This is a genomic window from Streptomyces sp. S465, from assembly GCF_026898115.1.
Lineage (GTDB): Bacteria > Actinomycetota > Actinomycetes > Streptomycetales > Streptomycetaceae > Streptomyces > Streptomyces luomodiensis.
On record NZ_CP114036.1, the window covers coordinates 156815 to 174147 of the forward strand.

The following is a 17333-nucleotide window of genomic DNA, read 5'->3' on the forward strand; positions in this document are numbered from 1 at the left end:
GTGATGCCTGCCGGAGAAAACGGTCGGTGCGGTCTACATCTGCCGATCCGCGGGCCCACGGTGCAGGTCACATCCCTGATGTGGGTATCTGTACGGAGGGCGGACGCAAGGTCGCTCTTTACGCTGCACAAGCGCCGACAGTAAGATCCGATTGGCTTGATGGGGGCGCTGGATTCCAGCCATTTGACCGTTGAGGTCTGATGACTATCGGAGGTAGCGGCTAGTGGGGTCTGAATCTGCTGAGTCGCTGCGGGGGTGGCTCATTTCACGGGTGGCCGAGCTGAGCGGCGTGGACCCGGAAGTCATCGACGGCCATGAGGTGTTCACCCGCTACGGGCTCGACTCACGTGGCCTCACCGGCCTCGCGGAGGAGCTCAGCGGGCTGCTCGGCCGGGCCGTACCGCCGACCCTGGTCTGGCGGTATCCCAGCCCGTTCGCGCTCGCCGACCACCTCGCCGGTGCCGCCGAGCAGGCGGCGGAACCGGCCGCGGAACCGCTCCTGGCGTGGGAGGGGGGCGGGCAAGAGCCGGTCGCCGTCATCGGACTGGCCTGCCGTTTTCCCAAGGCGCCGTCGGCCGGGGCGTTCTGGCGGCTGCTCAGCGGCGAGGCGGACGCGGTCGGTGACCTGCCGGACGGCCGGTGGAGTGGTCGGGCCCGGGGCGGGTTCCTGGACCGGGTGGACCTGTTCGACCCGGAGTTCTTCGACATCTCCCCACGGGAGGCCGTCCACATGGATCCGCAGCAGCGGCTCGCCCTGGAACTGGCGTGGGAGGCGCTGGAGGACGCCGGGATCGCGCCCGGCAGCCTCGCGGGCAGCCGCACCGGGGTGTTCGCCGGGGCGATGTGGAGTGAGTACGGTGCCGGCATCCGCGCCGATCCGGATCTGATCACCCAGCACACGCTGGCCGGCGGCGACCCGAGCGTGATACCTGCCCGCATCTCCTACGCTCTGGGTCTGCGAGGCCCCAGCCTCCAGGTGAACACCGCCTGTTCGTCGTCCCTGGTCGCCGTCCACCTCGCGGCACGCAGCCTCCGGGACGGCGAATGCGACCTGGCGCTGGCCTGCGGGGTGAGCCTGATGCTGGCCGGGGACACGATGACCGCGCTGACCCGGCTCGGCGCGCTGGCGCCGGACGGCCGGACGAAGGCTTTCGACGCCCGCGCGGACGGCTACGGCCGGGGCGAGGGCGCCGGGACGGTCGTACTGAAGCCCCTCAGCCGTGCCCTGGCCGACGGTGATCCGGTGCACTGCGTGATCCGGGGCAGCGCGGTGAACAACGACGGGGCCACCAACGGGCTGACCGCGCCGAGCCCGCAGGCGCAGGAGGCGGTGCTGCGCGAGGCCTGTGCCCGCGCGGGCGTGGCGCCCGCCGACATCCAGTACGTGGAAGCACACGGCACGGGTACCGCGCTGGGCGACCCCATCGAGGCGGGCGCGCTGAACGCGGTGCTGTGCGACGGCCGCCCGGCCGGCCGGCCGCTGGTGATCGGCTCGGTCAAGAGCAGCATCGGCCACCTGGAGCCGGCGGCCGGGATCGCGGGGCTGATCAAGGTCATCATGGCGATGCGTCACCGCGCGCTCCCGCCGAGCGCTCAGTTCGACGAGCCCAATCCGCACATTCCGTTCGAGGACTGGGGGCTGCGCGTGCCCCGCCGGCTGGAGGCGTGGAGTCCCGACAGCGAGGGCCGTCTGCTCGCCGGGGTCAGCGCGTTCGGCTTCGGCGGGACGAACTGCCATGTCGTCCTCGAGGGCAGCGGCGAGGACCCCATGCACCTGGCGCGGCTGTCCGCCGAGTCGGCGGAGGCCCTGCGGGACGCTGCCCGCCGGCTGGCGTCCGCCGCCGATCCGTGGTCCGCCGCCCGCGCCTTGGCTGCCGATCCGGCATCGGGGCCGCACCGTCTCGCGCTGTCCTTCCGCGACCGCAGCGACCTCATCCGCGGGGTGGACAGTTTCCTCGCCGGCCGGGAAGCTCCCGGTGTCGCAGCCGGCCAGTGCGACGGGGACCGGCCGCGGATCGCGTTCCTCTTCGGTGGCCAGGGATCCCAGTGGGCCGGTATGGGGGCGCGGCTGATGCGTCAGGAACCGGTGTTCCGGGCGGCGTTCACCCGCTGCGAGGCAGCGATGAGCCCGTACCTGGACTGGTCCCCGAGCCGACTGCTGACGTCGCAGGACACCCAGTGGACGACGTCGACCGAGCTCGCCCAGCCCGCGATCTTCGCCGTACAGGTCGCTCTGGCCGAACTGTGGCGTCACTGGGGCGTCGAGCCGGACGCCGTCGCCGGGATGAGCGTGGGAGAGGTCGCCGCCGCGCATGTGGCCGGCGCTCTCGGCCTTCAGGAGGCGGCCATGGTCATGTGCCATCGCAGCCGGCTCGCCCACCAGCTCACCGGCCGGGGCGGTATGGCAGTGGTCGAGCTGCCGGAGGCGGAGACGGGCGAACTGGTGCGGGAGCACGAGGGCCGACTGTGGACGGCCGGCACGGCGGGGCCTTCCTCCACCGTGGTCTCCGGCGACCGGGACGTCCTGCGCGGCGTCCTTGACCGGCTCGCCTCGCGCGGGGTCCGCTGCGGGCTGATCAACGTCAGCTATGCCTCGCACAGCCCGTACGTCGAGGAGATACTGCCCGATCTGCGCCAGGCCCTGGCCGGGCTGCGCCCCGGGCCCTGCCACACCCCGTTCTACTCCTCCGTCACCGGGGGGCGGATGGACGGCGCCGCGCTGGACGCCGAGCACTGGGTGCGGAGCGAACGCGAACCGTGGCGGTTCTCCGACGCTGTCCGCAGCCTGCTCGCCGACGGCTACCGCGTTTTCGTCGAAGCCGACCCCCACCCGATCCTCACCGACGCGGTCCGGCAGCACGGCGCCCGAGCCCTGCCGTCACTGCGCCGGGACGACCGCGGACGCTCCACACTGATCGACTCCCTGGGCGCCCTGCACGCTCTCGGCGCGCCCTGGCGCCCCCGTGCCGCGGGGTGCGAACTGCTCGTCGTCTCGGGACGGACCCGTCAGGCGCTGCTCGCCTCGGCCGCGGCGATGGCCGGCCACCTCGATGCCCGTCCGGACGACGAACTCCACGACATCTGCCACACCGCGGGAGCACGGCGCACCCATCACGAGTACCGGCTCGCGGTCACCGCCACCACCACCCAGGAGGCGGCCGGGGCGCTGCGCGCCGCGGCCTCCGCCGCCGGCGCCGGTGGGGCGGAGGAGCCCCGCAAAGCCGACCCGGCCGGCGGTGTGGTGTTCGTCTTCCCCGGCCAGGGCTCGGAGTGGGCCGGGATGGGCCGGACCCTGCTGCGGGACGAGCCCGTCTTCCGGGCAGCCGTCGAGGAGTGCGATCAAGCGCTGCGCCCGCTGACCGGCTGGTCGCTGACCGGGGAACTGAACGCGCCCGTGGAGGCGAGCCGTCTGGGGCGGACCGCGGTGGCGCAACCCGTGCTGTTCGCGGTCGAGGTCGCCCTGGCCAGGCTGTGGCAGTCCTGGGGCATCACTCCCGCCGCCGTGATCGGCCACAGCGTGGGGGAGATCGCGGCAGCCCACATCGCGGGCGTGCTGACCCTCCCCGAAGCGGCGCGCATCGTCCACCACCGGGCCCGGCTCATGGAGGGCGCGTCCGGCACGGGCCGGATGGCAGCCGTGGACCGGCCGGCCGGACAAGTGCGGCCGCTGCTGGCCGGCTACGCGGGCCGCCTCGACATCGCGGCGGTCAACGACCCCGGCTCGGTCGTGCTCTCCGGCGAGGCCGATGCCCTGGCCGATGCCCTTGAGCGGCTGCGCGGCGAGGGCGCCCACTGCCGCGAGCTGCGGGTGCACCACGCCTTCCACAGCCACCAGATGGAGGCGGCGGCCGACGAGCTGGAACGCACGCTCGGTCCCGTGGACGCACATCCGGCCGCCCTGCCCTTCTACAGCACCGTCGCCGGCGCCCTGGTCACCGGCGAGGATCTGGACGCCGGGCACTGGGCCCGCAACGTCAGGCGTCCGGTACGGTTCGCCGACGCGGTGGACGCGGCGATATCCGGCGGGAGCCGGGTCTTCCTCGAAGTGGGCGCCCACCCGGTCCTGATGGAGAACGTGCACAACTGCCTCGCGGCGCGTGAGGTGCGCGGTGCGTCCGTGGGGAGCCTCAGGCGCGGCGAGGCGGAGCGCGCCGCGCTGCTCCGGGCGGCCGGAGCCCTGCACGCACGAGGCGCTCCGGTCGACTTCGAGGGGCTGCTCGGGCCGGGCCGGCCCGTGCCGCTGCCTCCCTACCCGTGGCAGCGCGAGCGGTACTGGCTCACCGCGTCCTCGGCCGGTTCCGGGCATCCGCTGCTGGGTGAGGGGCTGTCCTCCTCCGTGACGCCGGGCACGTATTTCTGGCAGCGCGAGCTGAGCCCGGTACGGCTGCCTGCCATCGCGCATCTGCGCCTGCGCGGCAAGACCGTGGTGCCCGGTGCCGTGTTCGTCGAGATGGCCCTGGCCGCCGCGGCGGAGGCGTACCGGACCGGGGACGTTGAGCTCGCCGACATCGTCTTCGAGCAGGCGCTGTTCGTCGACGAGGCCGACGCGCCGACCGTGCAGACCGTCCTGGGCGAGGGGATCGTGCAGATCTCCAGCCACGCCCAGGAGGGGTGGGTGCGACACGCGAGGGCCGTTGTGCGTACCGGCTCAGGGCCGGTGGCGGACGAGCCACAGGCGCCGCCGGGTCCGCAGTGCCTGCCGCAGGAGCGCGACGGCGCGGAGCACTACCGCCGGCTGGCCGCGGCCGGCCAGGAGATGGGTGCGGGCCTCAAGACCGTCAGGCGTCTGCGGCTCGGGCCGGGTGAGGTGCTGGCGGATGTGCGGCTCCCCGAGGAGGAACAGCGCCGCGCCGACCGTTTCCACCTCCATCCCGCCCTGCTCGACGCCTGCCTCCAGGTGGCGGTCGTGCTGCGTGCGGAGGCCACGGGCGGTGCGCATCTGGTCACCGGGATCGGCCGGCTGCGGGTGGTGCGTCCGCCGCTGGGTGCGGTGCGCGTGCACGGCCGGGTGTGCGGTGACGACCTGGAGGTGTGTCTGCTGGATGAGCACGACCGGATCCTGGTGCGGGTCGAGGGTGTGCGGACCCGGCCGCTGCCCGGCGGACCCGACCGGCTGGACGAGTGTCTGTTCACGCTTGCGTGGCAGCGGCAGGACGCGCACTCGCGGCCGCTGGAGGGTGTGGGGGCGCCGGCGGCCGGCGGGCCGTGGCTGGTGCTGGCCGAGGAGGACGACGGCATCGGGGCGGCGCTTGCCGGGGAACTGCGCGCCCAGGGCGCGCGGTGCATCCTGGTCACGCCCCGGCAGGCCGGGCGGGACGACCCCGGCGCCCTGCGGTCGGTGCTCGAGGACACCGTCCCTGCCGGGGTGGTGCACACCTGGAACAGCGGCACCGCCGGCGCGTTGGCGCTCGTGGACGCCGTGGTGGGACTGGGGTGGCGGGACACACCGCGGATCTGGTGGGTGACCAGGGCGGCGCAGGCGGCCGGCGAGGGGCGGCACCCGGTGCGGGTGGAGCAGGCTCCGCTGTGGGGAGTGGGCCGTGCCGCGGCCCTGAGCCATCCGGACCTGGGGTGCGCCAGGATCGATCTCGCGGCCGATCCCGGCGCCGGTGAGGCGGCCGCCCTCGCGGCCGAACTGCTGCACGAGGACCGGGAGACCGATATCGCCCTGCGTCCCGAGGGCCGTTACGTGGCCCGCTTGGTACCGGCGGGCCGTCTGGCCGACCGGGAGGTCGTGCTGCCGGGTACGGGAACCTATCTCGTGGTCACCGGCGACGCCGAGCTGGCCGAGGCGCTGACCGGGTGGCTGACCGAGCATGGCGCCAGGAACGTCGTGGTATCCGCGCCGGCGGGAGACGACGAGGTGGCCGCTGTGGTCGCGGACTGCGCTACCGCCCGCACGCCGCTGCGCGGCGTCATCTGTGCCGACGCGCGCAGCGCATGGCAGCTCCACCAGCACACCCTGGGGTGTGAGCTGGAGCTGTTCGTGCTGTACTCCTCGACTGCCGCACTGCTCGGCCATGGTGGTGACGCGCCGGGGGACGCGCTCCTCGACGCCGTCGCACACCACCGCCGGGCCCTGGGTCTGCCCGGCGTGAGCGTGAACTGGGCCCCGGCGGGGGCGGACGGCATGGGGATCGGGCAGGTGACCCGGGCCGAGGGCTCGCGCGCGCTGAGCCGCGCCCTGGGTTCGGGCCTGGGCCAGCTGGCGGTGATGCGGCTGAACCTCAGGCACTGGTTCGAGTCCTGTCCCAGCGCTACGGGGACGCCTGTGCTGGAGGGGCTGGAGCACTCCGGTGACGAGAGCGGATCGTTCAGCGAGCGCCTCGCCGCGGCCGGCGCCGGGCAGCGGCCGGCGCTCCTCGAGGAACATCTGGTGGAGCAGCTGGCCCTGACGCTCGGTCAGGACGCCGCCCGGCTGGACCGTTCGGTGCCGTTCCGCTCCATGGGCCTGGAGTCGCTGATGGCGGTGGAACTGCGCAACCGGCTGGAATCGACGCTTGGTGTGCGGCTGCCTGTGGCGCTGCTGTTCACCTGCTCCACGGTCGCCGCGCTGAGGGACCACGTGTGGGATGCCCTTGGCCTCGCCAGTTCGCCGGCGCGGACCGATGGCGTGGCGGAGCGGGTGTCAGCGGCGGACAGGGACGTGGCAGGCCCCGACTGGTCCGGTTTGGAAGAGGAAATCGACCGCATGTCCGACGCAGAGGCCGAACGGCTCCTGCTGGAGAGTATCCGGCTCGCCGATGAGGAGTCGCCCCATGAGTGAGCAGCTGCCGGCCGTCAAACAGGCTCTGGTGACCATCAGGAAACTCCAGGCCCAGCTCGCCGCCGAACAGCGCGCGAAGAGCGAACCGATCGCCATCATCGGCATGGGCTGCCGCTTCCCCGGTGGTGTGACGGACCCGGAGGGGTTCTGGCGTCTGGTGGACGGTGGTGTGGACGCGGTCACCGAGGTCCCCGCGGACCGCTGGCGGGGCGGCGCCGTCCGCTGGGGCGCCTTCCTTTCGGACGTGGACGCCTTCGACGCCGCGTTCTTCGGCATCACGCCCCGTGAGGCGGCTGCCATGGACCCGCAGCAGCGGCTGCTCCTGGAAGTGGCCTGGGGTGCCCTGGAAAACGCCGGGCTGCCACCGGACCGGCTGGCCGGCTCGCGCACCGGGGTGTTCGTCGGAGTCGTGGTGAACGACTACGACAAGCTCAGCACCGGCGCACGCGACATCTACACCGTGACAGGCAACGGCCACTCCTTCCCGGCCGGCCGGCTGTCCTACGTACTGGGCCTGGAAGGACCGTCCATGGCCGTGGACACGGCCTGCTCCTCCTCCCTGGTCGCGGTGCACCTGGCCTGCCAGTCCCTGCGCTCGGGTGAGTCCACGACGGCGCTGGCCGGCGGCGTCAACCTGATGCTGGCCCCCGACATGACCGACATGATGGCCACCGCCCAGGCGCTGTCCCCCGACGGCCGGTGCAAGACCTTCGACGCACGGGCCAACGGCTACGTCCGCGGCGAGGGCTGCGGGGTGCTGGTGCTCAAGCGCCTGTCCGACGCCGTCGCCGACGGTGACCCGATCCACGCGGTCATCCGCGGCAGTGCGGTGAACTCCGACGGCCGCTCCTCCGGACTCACCGCCCCCAACGTCTCCGCCCAGCGGGACCTGCTGCGGCAGGCCCTGCGCACCGCGGGTGCCCAGGCTTCGGACATCGGCTACGTCGAGACGCACGGCACGGGCACGCCACTGGGCGACCCCATCGAGGTCGACGCCCTCAGCGATGTGCTCGGCGCCCCGCGTCCGGACAGCTCCCGCTGTGTGCTCGGCGCCGTCAAGACCAACATCGGGCACCTGGAGGCCGCCGCCGGAGTGGCAGGCATCATCAAGGCCGTACTGGCCCTGCGGCACGACCGGATACCAGCCAACCTGCACCTGCGTACGCCCAATCCCCGTATCGACCTCACCTCCACCGCGCTCACCCTGGCCGGTGAACCCACCCCCTGGCCGAAGCGGGAGGGCCGGGCGCGGATGGCCGGGGTCTCTTCGTTCGGCATCAGCGGCACCAACGCGCACCTCGTCCTGGCCGACCCTCCCGCCGAGGCGGCGCCCGCCGCACCGCACCCCCAGCCGCCCGCCGGCCGGGCGGTCCTCGTTCCCCTCTCGGCACGCGACACCGGCGCGCTCGGCCGGCTGACCGACACCTGGCGGGACCTGCTGGCTGGGAAGCCGGAGAACGTGGCGGACCTCGCCTACACGGCGGCCGTCCGCCGCCAGCACCATCCGCACCGGGCGGCCTTCCTCCTGACCGGGCAGGCCGAGCCCCGCCTGGTCACCACCACCGCACCACAGCCGTCCAAGGTGGTGTTCGTCTTCCCCGGACAAGGCTCCCAGTGGCTCGGTATGGGCCGCGACCTGTACGCGCACGAGCCCGTCTTCCGTCAGACGTTCGTGGCGTGCGACGAGGCGGTGCGTGCGGAGACCGGCTGGTCCCTGATCGAGGAACTGCACGCCGATGCGGCCGCGTCGCGGCTGGAGCGCATCGATGTCGTCCAGCCCCTGCTCTTCGCCATGCAGGTGTCGCTGGCCGCCCTGTGGCGCGCGGCGGGCGTGGAGCCGGACGCGGTCGTGGGCCACAGCATGGGTGAGGTGGCCGCCGCCCATGTCGCCGGAGCGCTCACCCTGACCGACGCGGCACGCATCATCTGCCGCCGCAGCCGGCTGATGCGGCGGCTGAGCGGGCAGGGCGCCATGCTGCTGGTCGACCTGCCCGCCGAGGACGTCCAGCGGGCCCTTTCCCCCTACGCCGACCGGGTCTCCGTCGCCGCCGGTAACAGCCGCCGGACAACCGTGGTGTCCGGCGACCGGGACGCGGTGGAGGAACTGCGGGCCCAGTGGGCCGACGCGGACGTCTTCTGCCGCCTGATCAAGGTCGAGGTCGCCTCGCACAGCCCGCAGGTCGAGGTGCTCGACGAGGACCTGCGGCAGGCGCTCGCAGAACTCGAGCCGGCCACCGCGAAGGTGCGGATGTACTCCACCGTGCTGGCCCGGGACTGCGACGGCAGCGAACTCGGCCCCGACTACTGGCTACGGAACCTGCGCGCGCCGGTGCTGTTCTCCCAGGCGGTCGGCGCGCTCATGGCCGAGGGCGACACCGTCTTCGTGGAAATCGCCCCGCACCCGGTGCTGCTGCCGGCCATCGAGGAAGACGGGGGGAGGGTGCTGCCGTCATCGCGCCGGGACCACGACGAACGGTCGGTGTTCCTGGAGTCTCTGGCCTGCCTGTATACCGCGGGCCACACCATCGATTGGCGGGCCCTGCACCCGGGCGGCGGCCGGTGTGTGGACCTGCCCCCCTACCCCTTTCAGCGTGAGCGGTACTGGGTGGACACCGCCCCGCCACCACACCCCACGACGGGCCACCCGCTGCTGGGTGAGCCGGTCAGTCCGGCGACCGCGCCCGGCACCCGTATCCGCCAGCGCACGCTGCGGCTGCCCTACCTCGCCGACCACCGGGTCGGCGGCTCGGCGATCCTGCCCGCGGCGGCCTATCTGGAAATGGCCCTCAGCGCGGCGCGGACTCCGCCCCTGCTGCGGGATGTGTCCTTCGAGCAGATGGCGGTGCTGGACCAGGACGGTACCGGGACCGTGCAACTCGTCCAGGAGCAGGCCACCTTCACCATCTTCGCCCGCGCCGCGGACGGCGGGAGCTGGACGCGCTGCGCCCGCGGCACGGCCCTTGCCGCGGAGACGGACGTCGCGCCGCCGCCTTCGGCCGAGTCCCCGCACACCATCCGGTCGCGCTGCCCCACCCGCGTCACAGCGGATGAGCACTACGACGGTTACGCGCGGCGCGGCATCGACTACGGTCCCGCCTTCCGTCAGGTGGCGCAGATGTGGACCGGTGACGCCGAGGCGCTCGGGCGGATCTCCCTGTCCGGCTCCCCGGCCGGTTACCTGTGCCACCCGGCGCTGCTGGACTCCTGCTTCCAGGTGCTGGGCGCCCTCGTGCCGGACCAGGGTCCGCCCGCCCCCGTCGTACCGGTGGGCGTCGGCCGGATGCGCGTGTACCGGCGGCCCGGGGACCAGGTGTGGGTGCACGCCCGCCTCAGCGACACCGGCGACACCGGCGATCTCCGTGTCCTCGACGACGACGGGCAGGTGCTCATCGAGGTCGACCAGCTCGCGGTACGGCGGCTGGCCGCCGCGCCTTCCCTGCGGGAGGTGTGCTACGAGGTGGCCTGGCGCCCGGTGGAACGGCCCGCGCTTCCGTCCGCCGCCCGCCCCGCGAGCGGCCCGTGGCTGGTGCTGGCCGACCGGTCGGGCGTGGGGACGGCGCTGGTGTCCCTGCTGGAGGCGCGGGGTGAGGAATGCGCCGTGGTCCAGGCGCACGAGATGGACCCGGCCGACGACGCGGCGTGGGAAAGCCTGCTGGACCGGGTCCTGGATGAGCGGCGGGAGTGCGCCGGAGTGGTGCACCTGTGGAGCCTGGATACCACCCCCACCGGGCACACCACCGCACAGACACTCATGGCGGACCAGCGCCTGACCGGCCTGAGCACGCTGAGCCTGGTCCGGGCCCTCGCGCGTCGCCGATGGCGCGACCATCCCCGGCTGTGGCTGGTCACCGCCGGGGCGCAGGACGCCGGTGGCACACCGGTCGCGGTGTCCCAGGCTCCGCTGTGGGGACTGGCCAGGACACTCGGCCTGGAGCACCCCGAGGTGGCCTGCACCCGGGTGGACCTGGCCCCGCGGCCGGAAGCCGACCAGGCAGCCCGGGACCTGGTGCTGGAGTTGACCGCCCCCGACGGCGAGGACGAGATCGCCCTGCGGCCCGCCGGACGCTACGCCGCCCGGCTCCTGCGGTCCTCACCCGGCGCCGTGGCCACCCAGCCGGCGTTCACTTCCGAGGGCACCTTCCTGATCACCGGCGGTCTGGGCGGCCTGGGCCTGGGCCTGGCCGAATGGCTGGCCGCACACGGTGTCCGGCACCTGGTGCTGACCGGCCGGAGCGCCCCCTCCCCGGAAGCCCGGCAGCGGCTCGCGTCGCTCACCGCGTCCGGCACCGAGATCGTCGTCCACACCGCCGACGTGACCCGCCGTGAGGATCTGGCCCGCGTGCTCGCCGACATCGACACCCGGCTCCCACCGCTGCGCGGTGTCGTGCACGCGGCCATGGTGCTGGATGACCGCACCGTCATGGAACTCGACGCCGAGCGATACGACCGCGTCATGGCGCCCAAGGTGCAGGGCGCCTGGAATCTGCACGAGCTGACCTGGGACCGGCAGCTGGACCACTTCGTGCTGTACTCCTCGGCCGCGACCCTCCTCGGATCGCCCGGCCAGGCAAACTACGCCGCGGCCAACGCCTTCCTCGGCGCCCTCGCCCGGCACCGGCGGTCACTCGGCGCCCCCGCCCTGTGCATCGACTGGGGGCTGTTCTCCCAGGCGGGCATCATGGCCGGACGCGACAGGGACGGGCAACGGCTGGCACACCGCGGCATCGGCACACTCACCCCCGAGGATGGCACCGAGATCCTCGGCCACCTGCTGCCCGGCACCACCGCGCACCTGGCGGCCCTGCGGGTGAACCTGCGGCAGTGGCTGGAGTTCTACCCGGCCGCCGCCAGAGCGTCGCTCTTCACCGAACTGCGCGGCGAGGAATGGGCCACACCGCCTGACCCGGCGGCCGACCCGGATCTTGCCGCCCGGCTGCGCGACGCGGCCCCCGCCCAGCGCCGCCGCCTGGTCCAGGAAGCGGTCACCGGACAGCTGGGGAAGATCATGCGGATCGACGCGGCACGGATCGACACGACCGCCGCGTTCACCAGCATGGGCATCGACTCGCTGATGGCACTGGAACTCCGCAACCGTCTGGAGTCGGTCTTCGGCATCCGGCTGCCGGTAACGGCGCTGTTCGCCTCCCCGACCGTGGCCGATCTGGCCGAGCAGGTCGTTGCGCTGCTCGGCATCGCCGAAGAGACCCCAGGACCCGTCGCGCGGGAGACCCCGGGGAAGGCCGCCGAAGCGGCCCCGGGAGACCTCGATGAGCTGGGAACCGACGCGTTGCTCGCGCTGATCGACGACGCGGTCGACCGGATAGAAGGAGGCGAATAGCCGGTGAGCGACCACCAGGACATCGAGGCCACGTACCGGTCGCGGCTGCTGAAGGCGGCCACCGCACTGCGCGAGATGGAAAAGCGCATCGGACAACTCCAGCGGCGGGACAGCGAACCGGTCGCCGTGATCGGCATGGGCTGCCGCTTCCCCGGCGGCGCCGACCGCCCCGCAAACTACTGGCGGATGCTGTCGGAGGGAACCGACCCGGTCTCGGCACGCCCCGCCCGCTCCCCAGCGGACGGGGAGGCAGCAGACGCCCCGCTCCCGGGGGCGGAATGGGGCGCCTTCATCCCGGACACGGACACCTTCGACGCCGCGTTCTTCGGCATCTCCCCACGCGAAGCGGCCCAGATGGACCCCCAGCAGCGGCTGCTCCTCGAAGTGGCCTGGGAAGCGCTCGAAGACGCCGGAACCGTCCCCCAACAGCTCGCCGGCAGCGACACCGGCGTGTTCATGGGCATGAGCACCAACGACTACCTCCTGCTCAGCAACGAAGCAGGCGCCCGGGACGGCTACACCGGCACCGGCACCGCCCACTGCTTCGGGCCCGGCCGCCTGTCCTACGTCCTGGGACTGCGCGGACCGAGCATGGCGATCGACACCGCGTGCTCCTCCTCGCTGGTGGCCATACATCTGGCCATGCGCAGCCTGCGCAGCAAGGAAAGCTCCCTCGCCCTGGCCGGCGGGGTGAACCTCATCCTCACCGACACCACCACCGAGATGGTGGCCGACCTGCAGGCCCTCTCCCCCGACGGCCGCTGCCGCACCTTCGATGCACAGGCAGGCGGTTTCGTCCGCGGCGAGGGCTGCGGAGTGGTGATACTCAAACGGCTCTCGGACGCCCTCGCCGCCCGGGACCGGGTACTGGCCGTCCTGCACGGCAGCGCGGTCAACTCCGACGGACGGTCGGTGGGGCTGACCGCCCCCAACCTCGCGGCACAGCGCGAGGTACTGCGCACAGCACTGGCCGACGCGCACATCTCCGCCTCCGACATCAGCTACGTGGAAACCCACGGCACCGGAACACCGCTGGGCGATCCGATCGAGGTGCAGGCGCTGGCGGACGTCCTGGGCGCCCCGCGGCCGGACGGGTCCCGCTGCGTCCTCGGGGCGGTGAAGAGCAACATCGGACACCTGGAAGCGGCGGCGGGCATCGCCGGCCTGATCAAAGCCATCCTCGCGCTGCACCACCAGGAAATACCGGGCAACCTGCACTTCAACACGCTCAATCCCAGAATCTCCCTCGCCGGCACACCGCTTGAGATTCCCACCGGCTCCGTGCCCTGGCCCGCGGGCGAGCGCCCCCGGCTCGCCGGTGTCAGCTCCTTCGGCATGAGCGGCACCAACGCACACGTCATCCTCGGCGAAGCACCCGAGGCCGAGCCGGCCGAAGACGCCACGGACACCAATCCCGCCGGGCAGCGCCGGGCGCCGGGCTCCCCGGTGCTGCTGCCGCTGTCCGCCCGCACCCCCGAGGCCCTGACCGATCTGACACAGGCGTACGCGGACACCCTCGCCCAGACCGCCGACAGCGACCTGCGGTCCCTCGCCTGCACCGCCGCGACCCGGCGCCAGCACCACCCGCACCGGCTCGCCGTCGTCGGCACGACCGCGACCGAACTCGCCGACGCACTGCGCACCGCCGCCGCCACGGCGCCCGCCGCCGCCACCAGCCCCACACTCACCTTCGTCTTCTCCGGCCAGGGCACACAGTGGGCCGGCATGGCAGCCGAACTCCGGGCCAAGGAGGCGGTGTTCGCCGCCGCACTCGCCGAGTGCGACCGGCTGATCGCCCTACACGCCCCCATCTCCGTGCTGGAGGAACTCGATGCGCCCGCTCGCCTGCACCTGACCGACGTCGCCCAACCCGCCATCTTCGCCGTGCAGGTGGCGCTGGCGGCGCTGCTCGCCTCCTGGGGAGTCGAACCCGACGCCGTGATCGGCCACAGCGTCGGCGAGATCGCGGCCGCTCACCTCTCCGGCGCACTGGACCTTCCCGAAGCCGCCCGCCTGGCCGTACTGCGCGGCCGGGCCATGGCGCAAGGACATGGGCGCGGCGCGATGTCCGCCGTCGCACTCGGGCCGGAGGAGACAGCCGCCGAGCTGTCCGCCATGGACACCGGCGTCGTCGTGGCCGCGGTCAACGACGACCATTCCGTCGTACTGTCCGGAGACGCCGACGAGCTCGCCGCCGTCGTGGCACACCTGCAACAGCGCGGTGCGCGCTGCCGCGCACTGGACGTCGACTACGCCTTCCACTCACCCCAGATGGCCCCGATGGCCGAACAGTTCGCCCACGACCTCGGCCACGTCACCACACAGCCAGGCAGCCGGCCGCTGTACAGCACCGTCCACGGCAAACGCTGCACGGGAGAAGAACTGACCGCCGCGTACTGGGCGGACAACATACGGCAACCGGTGCTGTTCGCGGAGGCGGTACGGGCCGCGGGCACCGACGGGCACACCGTCTTCCTCGAAGTGACACCGCACTCGGTCCTGTCCGGCCACCTCAGCAACCTCCAGCCGCAGGCCACCGTGATCCCCACCCTCAGGCGGAACCGGCCAGAGGTGCCGGCCATGCTCACCGCCCTGGGCGCCCTCCACACCAGCGGCTGCCCGGTGGACTTCGCCGCCCTGTACCCCGAACGTCCCCGCCCGGTGACCCTGCCCACCTACCCGTGGCAGCGCAGACGCCACTGGCTGCACACCCCGCCCGCATCCACCACGGCCACGGCCACTGCTGCTGCCCGGCATCCGCTGCTCGGCACCCGGCTGGACATCGCGGGCACCTGGGCGGTGTTCGAGACGCGGTGGGCCGCGGTGGACGAACCCCTGATACACAAAGCCGTGCAGGCGGCAGCGGAAGCGGCCTGGGACGCCGGGCCGGTGCGGATCGAGGACTTCACCATCCAGGGAACCCCTCCCGCGCCGGGCCGGGTCCAGCTCGTAGTCAGCGGCTCCCCCCAGGACGGTGCCGTGGTGACCGTCCACGGCCGGGGGGACGACGGCAGGTGGACACCGTGCGCCACCGCACGCGCCCAGGCGCAGTCCGCCGGCGCCTCATGGCCCCAGGAGCTGCTCGCCCTGCCCGCCGACCAGCGCGAGGACGCCATCGCCCTGGCCGTACGCACCGACACCGCGACCGTCCTGCAACTGCCCTCGCCCTCCGAGGTCGGGGACGATCAGCCGCTGATGGACCTGGGCATGGACTCGCTGATGACCGTACAGCTGCGGCACGAGCTGGCCGCGCGCACAGGGTGGGCGCTCCCCTCGACACTCGCGTTCGACCACCCCACCCCCCGGGCCATCGCCCGCTACCTGATGGACGTACTCGACGCCGGCGGAATCCAGGAGGACACACCATGAAGGTCTACGGAACGACCACCAGCGCCTGCACACACAAGGTCTTGATGGTGCTGGCCGAGAAAGGCTGCGAAGCGGAACTGGTCGAAGTCAGCGTGCTCAAAGGCGAGGACAAGTCCCCCGAGCACCGGGTCCGCCAGCCCTTCGGGGAGATCCCCGTCCTGGAGGACGACGGCTACCTGCTGTATGAGTCCCGGGCCATCATCCGCTACCTGGACCAGCGGCTCCCGGGCCCCTCACTGACCCCCGCCGACCTCCGCTCGCGGGGACTGATGGAGCAGTGGATCAGCATCGAGCAGTCCTACGTCAGTGGTCCGGTATGGGAACTGGTCAGGTCAGGTCCCGTCTACGACGTAATCCGCAACAGCCCGGGAGCCGCGCTGATGCCGCCCCCGCCGGACGCGGCGGCCATCACCGCGGCCCGAGCCGAACTCGCCCAGGCCTTCGACGTCGCCGACACCCGTCTGGCCGAACACCCCTACCTGGCCGGCCCCGACTTCTCCCTCGCCGAGATCACCTGGCTGCCCTACCTCCAGTACCTGTTCGCCTCCGGCGGCGGCGACCTGGTCACCCAACGCCCCCACCTGGCCCGATGGTGGCAGCAGATCAGCAACCGCCCCACCTGGCAGGCCGTCGGCAAGGTACTGGACCGGCCCGAATGAACACCTACGACCTGTGGAGCGACCACACCAGCGCCGACCCGCTGCCCACCCTCGCCCGGATGCGTTCCGACGCACCCGCCATACGACTGTTCAACCCATACCAGGGCGCACCTGAGTGGTGGGTGACCCGGTACGACGACGTGGCCGCCCTCCTCCACGACCCGCGCTTCAGCAGAGACAAACGCAAACTCTCCGAGCAGGCCCGCGCCCGCTACTTCCGGGTGACCGAACTGGACCAGCTCGACCAGCACGTGCTCTACTCCGACCCTCCCGAACACACCCGACTCCGCTCCCTGGTCGGCAAAGCCTTCACCCCACGCCGCATCGCCGACCTGACACCGCGCATCGAAGAGGCCGTCGAAAGGCTGCTGGACCAGGCAGAACAGCACGACACCACCGACCTGCTGGAGACCCTCGCCTTCCGGCTCCCCCTCGCCGTCCTCACCGAACTGATCGGCATCCCCGAAGAAGACCGGGAGAAGTTCCGCGAGTGGACGGGCATCCTGGTGGCCCCCGCCGACTTCACCGCCCTGGCACGGATGGCCACCGAGTTCCAGGAGTACCTGGAACGGTTCCTCGCCCAGCGCCGCACCAGCCCCCGCCCAGACCTCACCAGCGCGCTGATCGCAGCCGAGGAGAGCGGCGAGCGGCTGACCCCGGCCGAGCTGATGAGCATGGTCTTCCTCCTCATCGCGGCGGGCTTCGAAACCACCGGCAACCTCATCGGCAACAGCGTATGGGCCCTCCTGACACACCCCGACCAGCTCAGGCGCCTGCGCGCCGACCCCGCTCTGACCGGCTCCGCGGTCGAAGAAGTCCTGCGCTACTGCCCACCGGTGAAAAACACCACCGGTGCCTTCCCCCTGGAAGACACCGAATTTTGCGGAGTGACCATCCCGGCGGAAGAAATGATCGTCGGCTCCCTCCTCTCCGCACACCACGACCCCACCCACTTCCCCGACCCCGGGCGCTTCGACATCACCCGCACACCCAACCGCCACCTCGCCTTCGGCCACGGCATCCACTTCTGCCTGGGCGCCGCACTCGCCCGCCTGGAAACCACCATCACCCTCAACGCACTCCTGCGCCGCTACCCCCACCTCACCCTCGCCGCCGACCCCGACACACTGCGCTGGAAAGACGGCGTATTCGTCCGAGGCATGGAAACCCTGCCCGTCACCTGGGGAGACCGGTAAAACAC

5 protein-coding genes are annotated in these 17333 nt (G+C 72.5%); all 5 read left to right on the forward strand.

Annotated features, from left to right (window positions below; translation table 11 throughout):
• Positions 1-223 precede the first annotated feature (223 nt).
• From N6H00_RS00785 to N6H00_RS00805, 5 genes are read left to right on the forward strand one after another with little or no spacing between them, the layout of a single operon-like run.
• Complete coding sequence (locus tag N6H00_RS00785) at positions 224-6766, forward strand: type I polyketide synthase (protein WP_268969525.1); 6543 nt, start codon at positions 224-226, stop codon at positions 6764-6766.
• Positions 6759-12104, forward strand: a complete 5346-nt coding sequence (locus N6H00_RS00790; RefSeq protein WP_329618491.1) for a type I polyketide synthase — start codon at positions 6759-6761, stop codon at positions 12102-12104. The genes N6H00_RS00785 and N6H00_RS00790 overlap by 8 nt, the downstream gene beginning before the upstream one ends.
• A gap of 3 nt (positions 12105-12107) precedes the next feature.
• Positions 12108-15473 carry a type I polyketide synthase gene (locus N6H00_RS00795; protein ID WP_268969526.1) on the forward strand — a complete coding sequence of 1122 codons (3366 nt, stop codon included), beginning with the start codon at positions 12108-12110 and terminating at the stop codon, positions 15471-15473.
• Positions 15470-16132: a glutathione S-transferase family protein gene (locus tag N6H00_RS00800; RefSeq protein ID WP_268969527.1), complete on the forward strand. Its 663-nt coding sequence runs from the start codon at positions 15470-15472 to the stop codon at positions 16130-16132. The genes N6H00_RS00795 and N6H00_RS00800 overlap by 4 nt, the downstream gene beginning before the upstream one ends.
• Complete coding sequence (locus N6H00_RS00805) at positions 16129-17328, forward strand: cytochrome P450 family protein (protein WP_268969528.1); 1200 nt, start codon at positions 16129-16131, stop codon at positions 17326-17328. Before N6H00_RS00800 ends, N6H00_RS00805 begins: the two co-directional genes overlap by 4 nt.
• The last annotated feature ends 5 nt before the right edge of the window (positions 17329-17333 follow it).

Coding starts and splice junctions, on each gene's coding strand:
- N6H00_RS00790 (WP_329618491.1), top strand. CDS start 6,759: ATGAGTGAGCAGCTGCCGGCCGTCAAACAGGCTCTGGTGACCATCAGG.
- N6H00_RS00800 (WP_268969527.1), top strand. CDS start 15,470: ATGAAGGTCTACGGAACGACCACCAGCGCCTGCACACACAAGGTCTTG.
- N6H00_RS00805 (WP_268969528.1), top strand. CDS start 16,129: ATGAACACCTACGACCTGTGGAGCGACCACACCAGCGCCGACCCGCTG.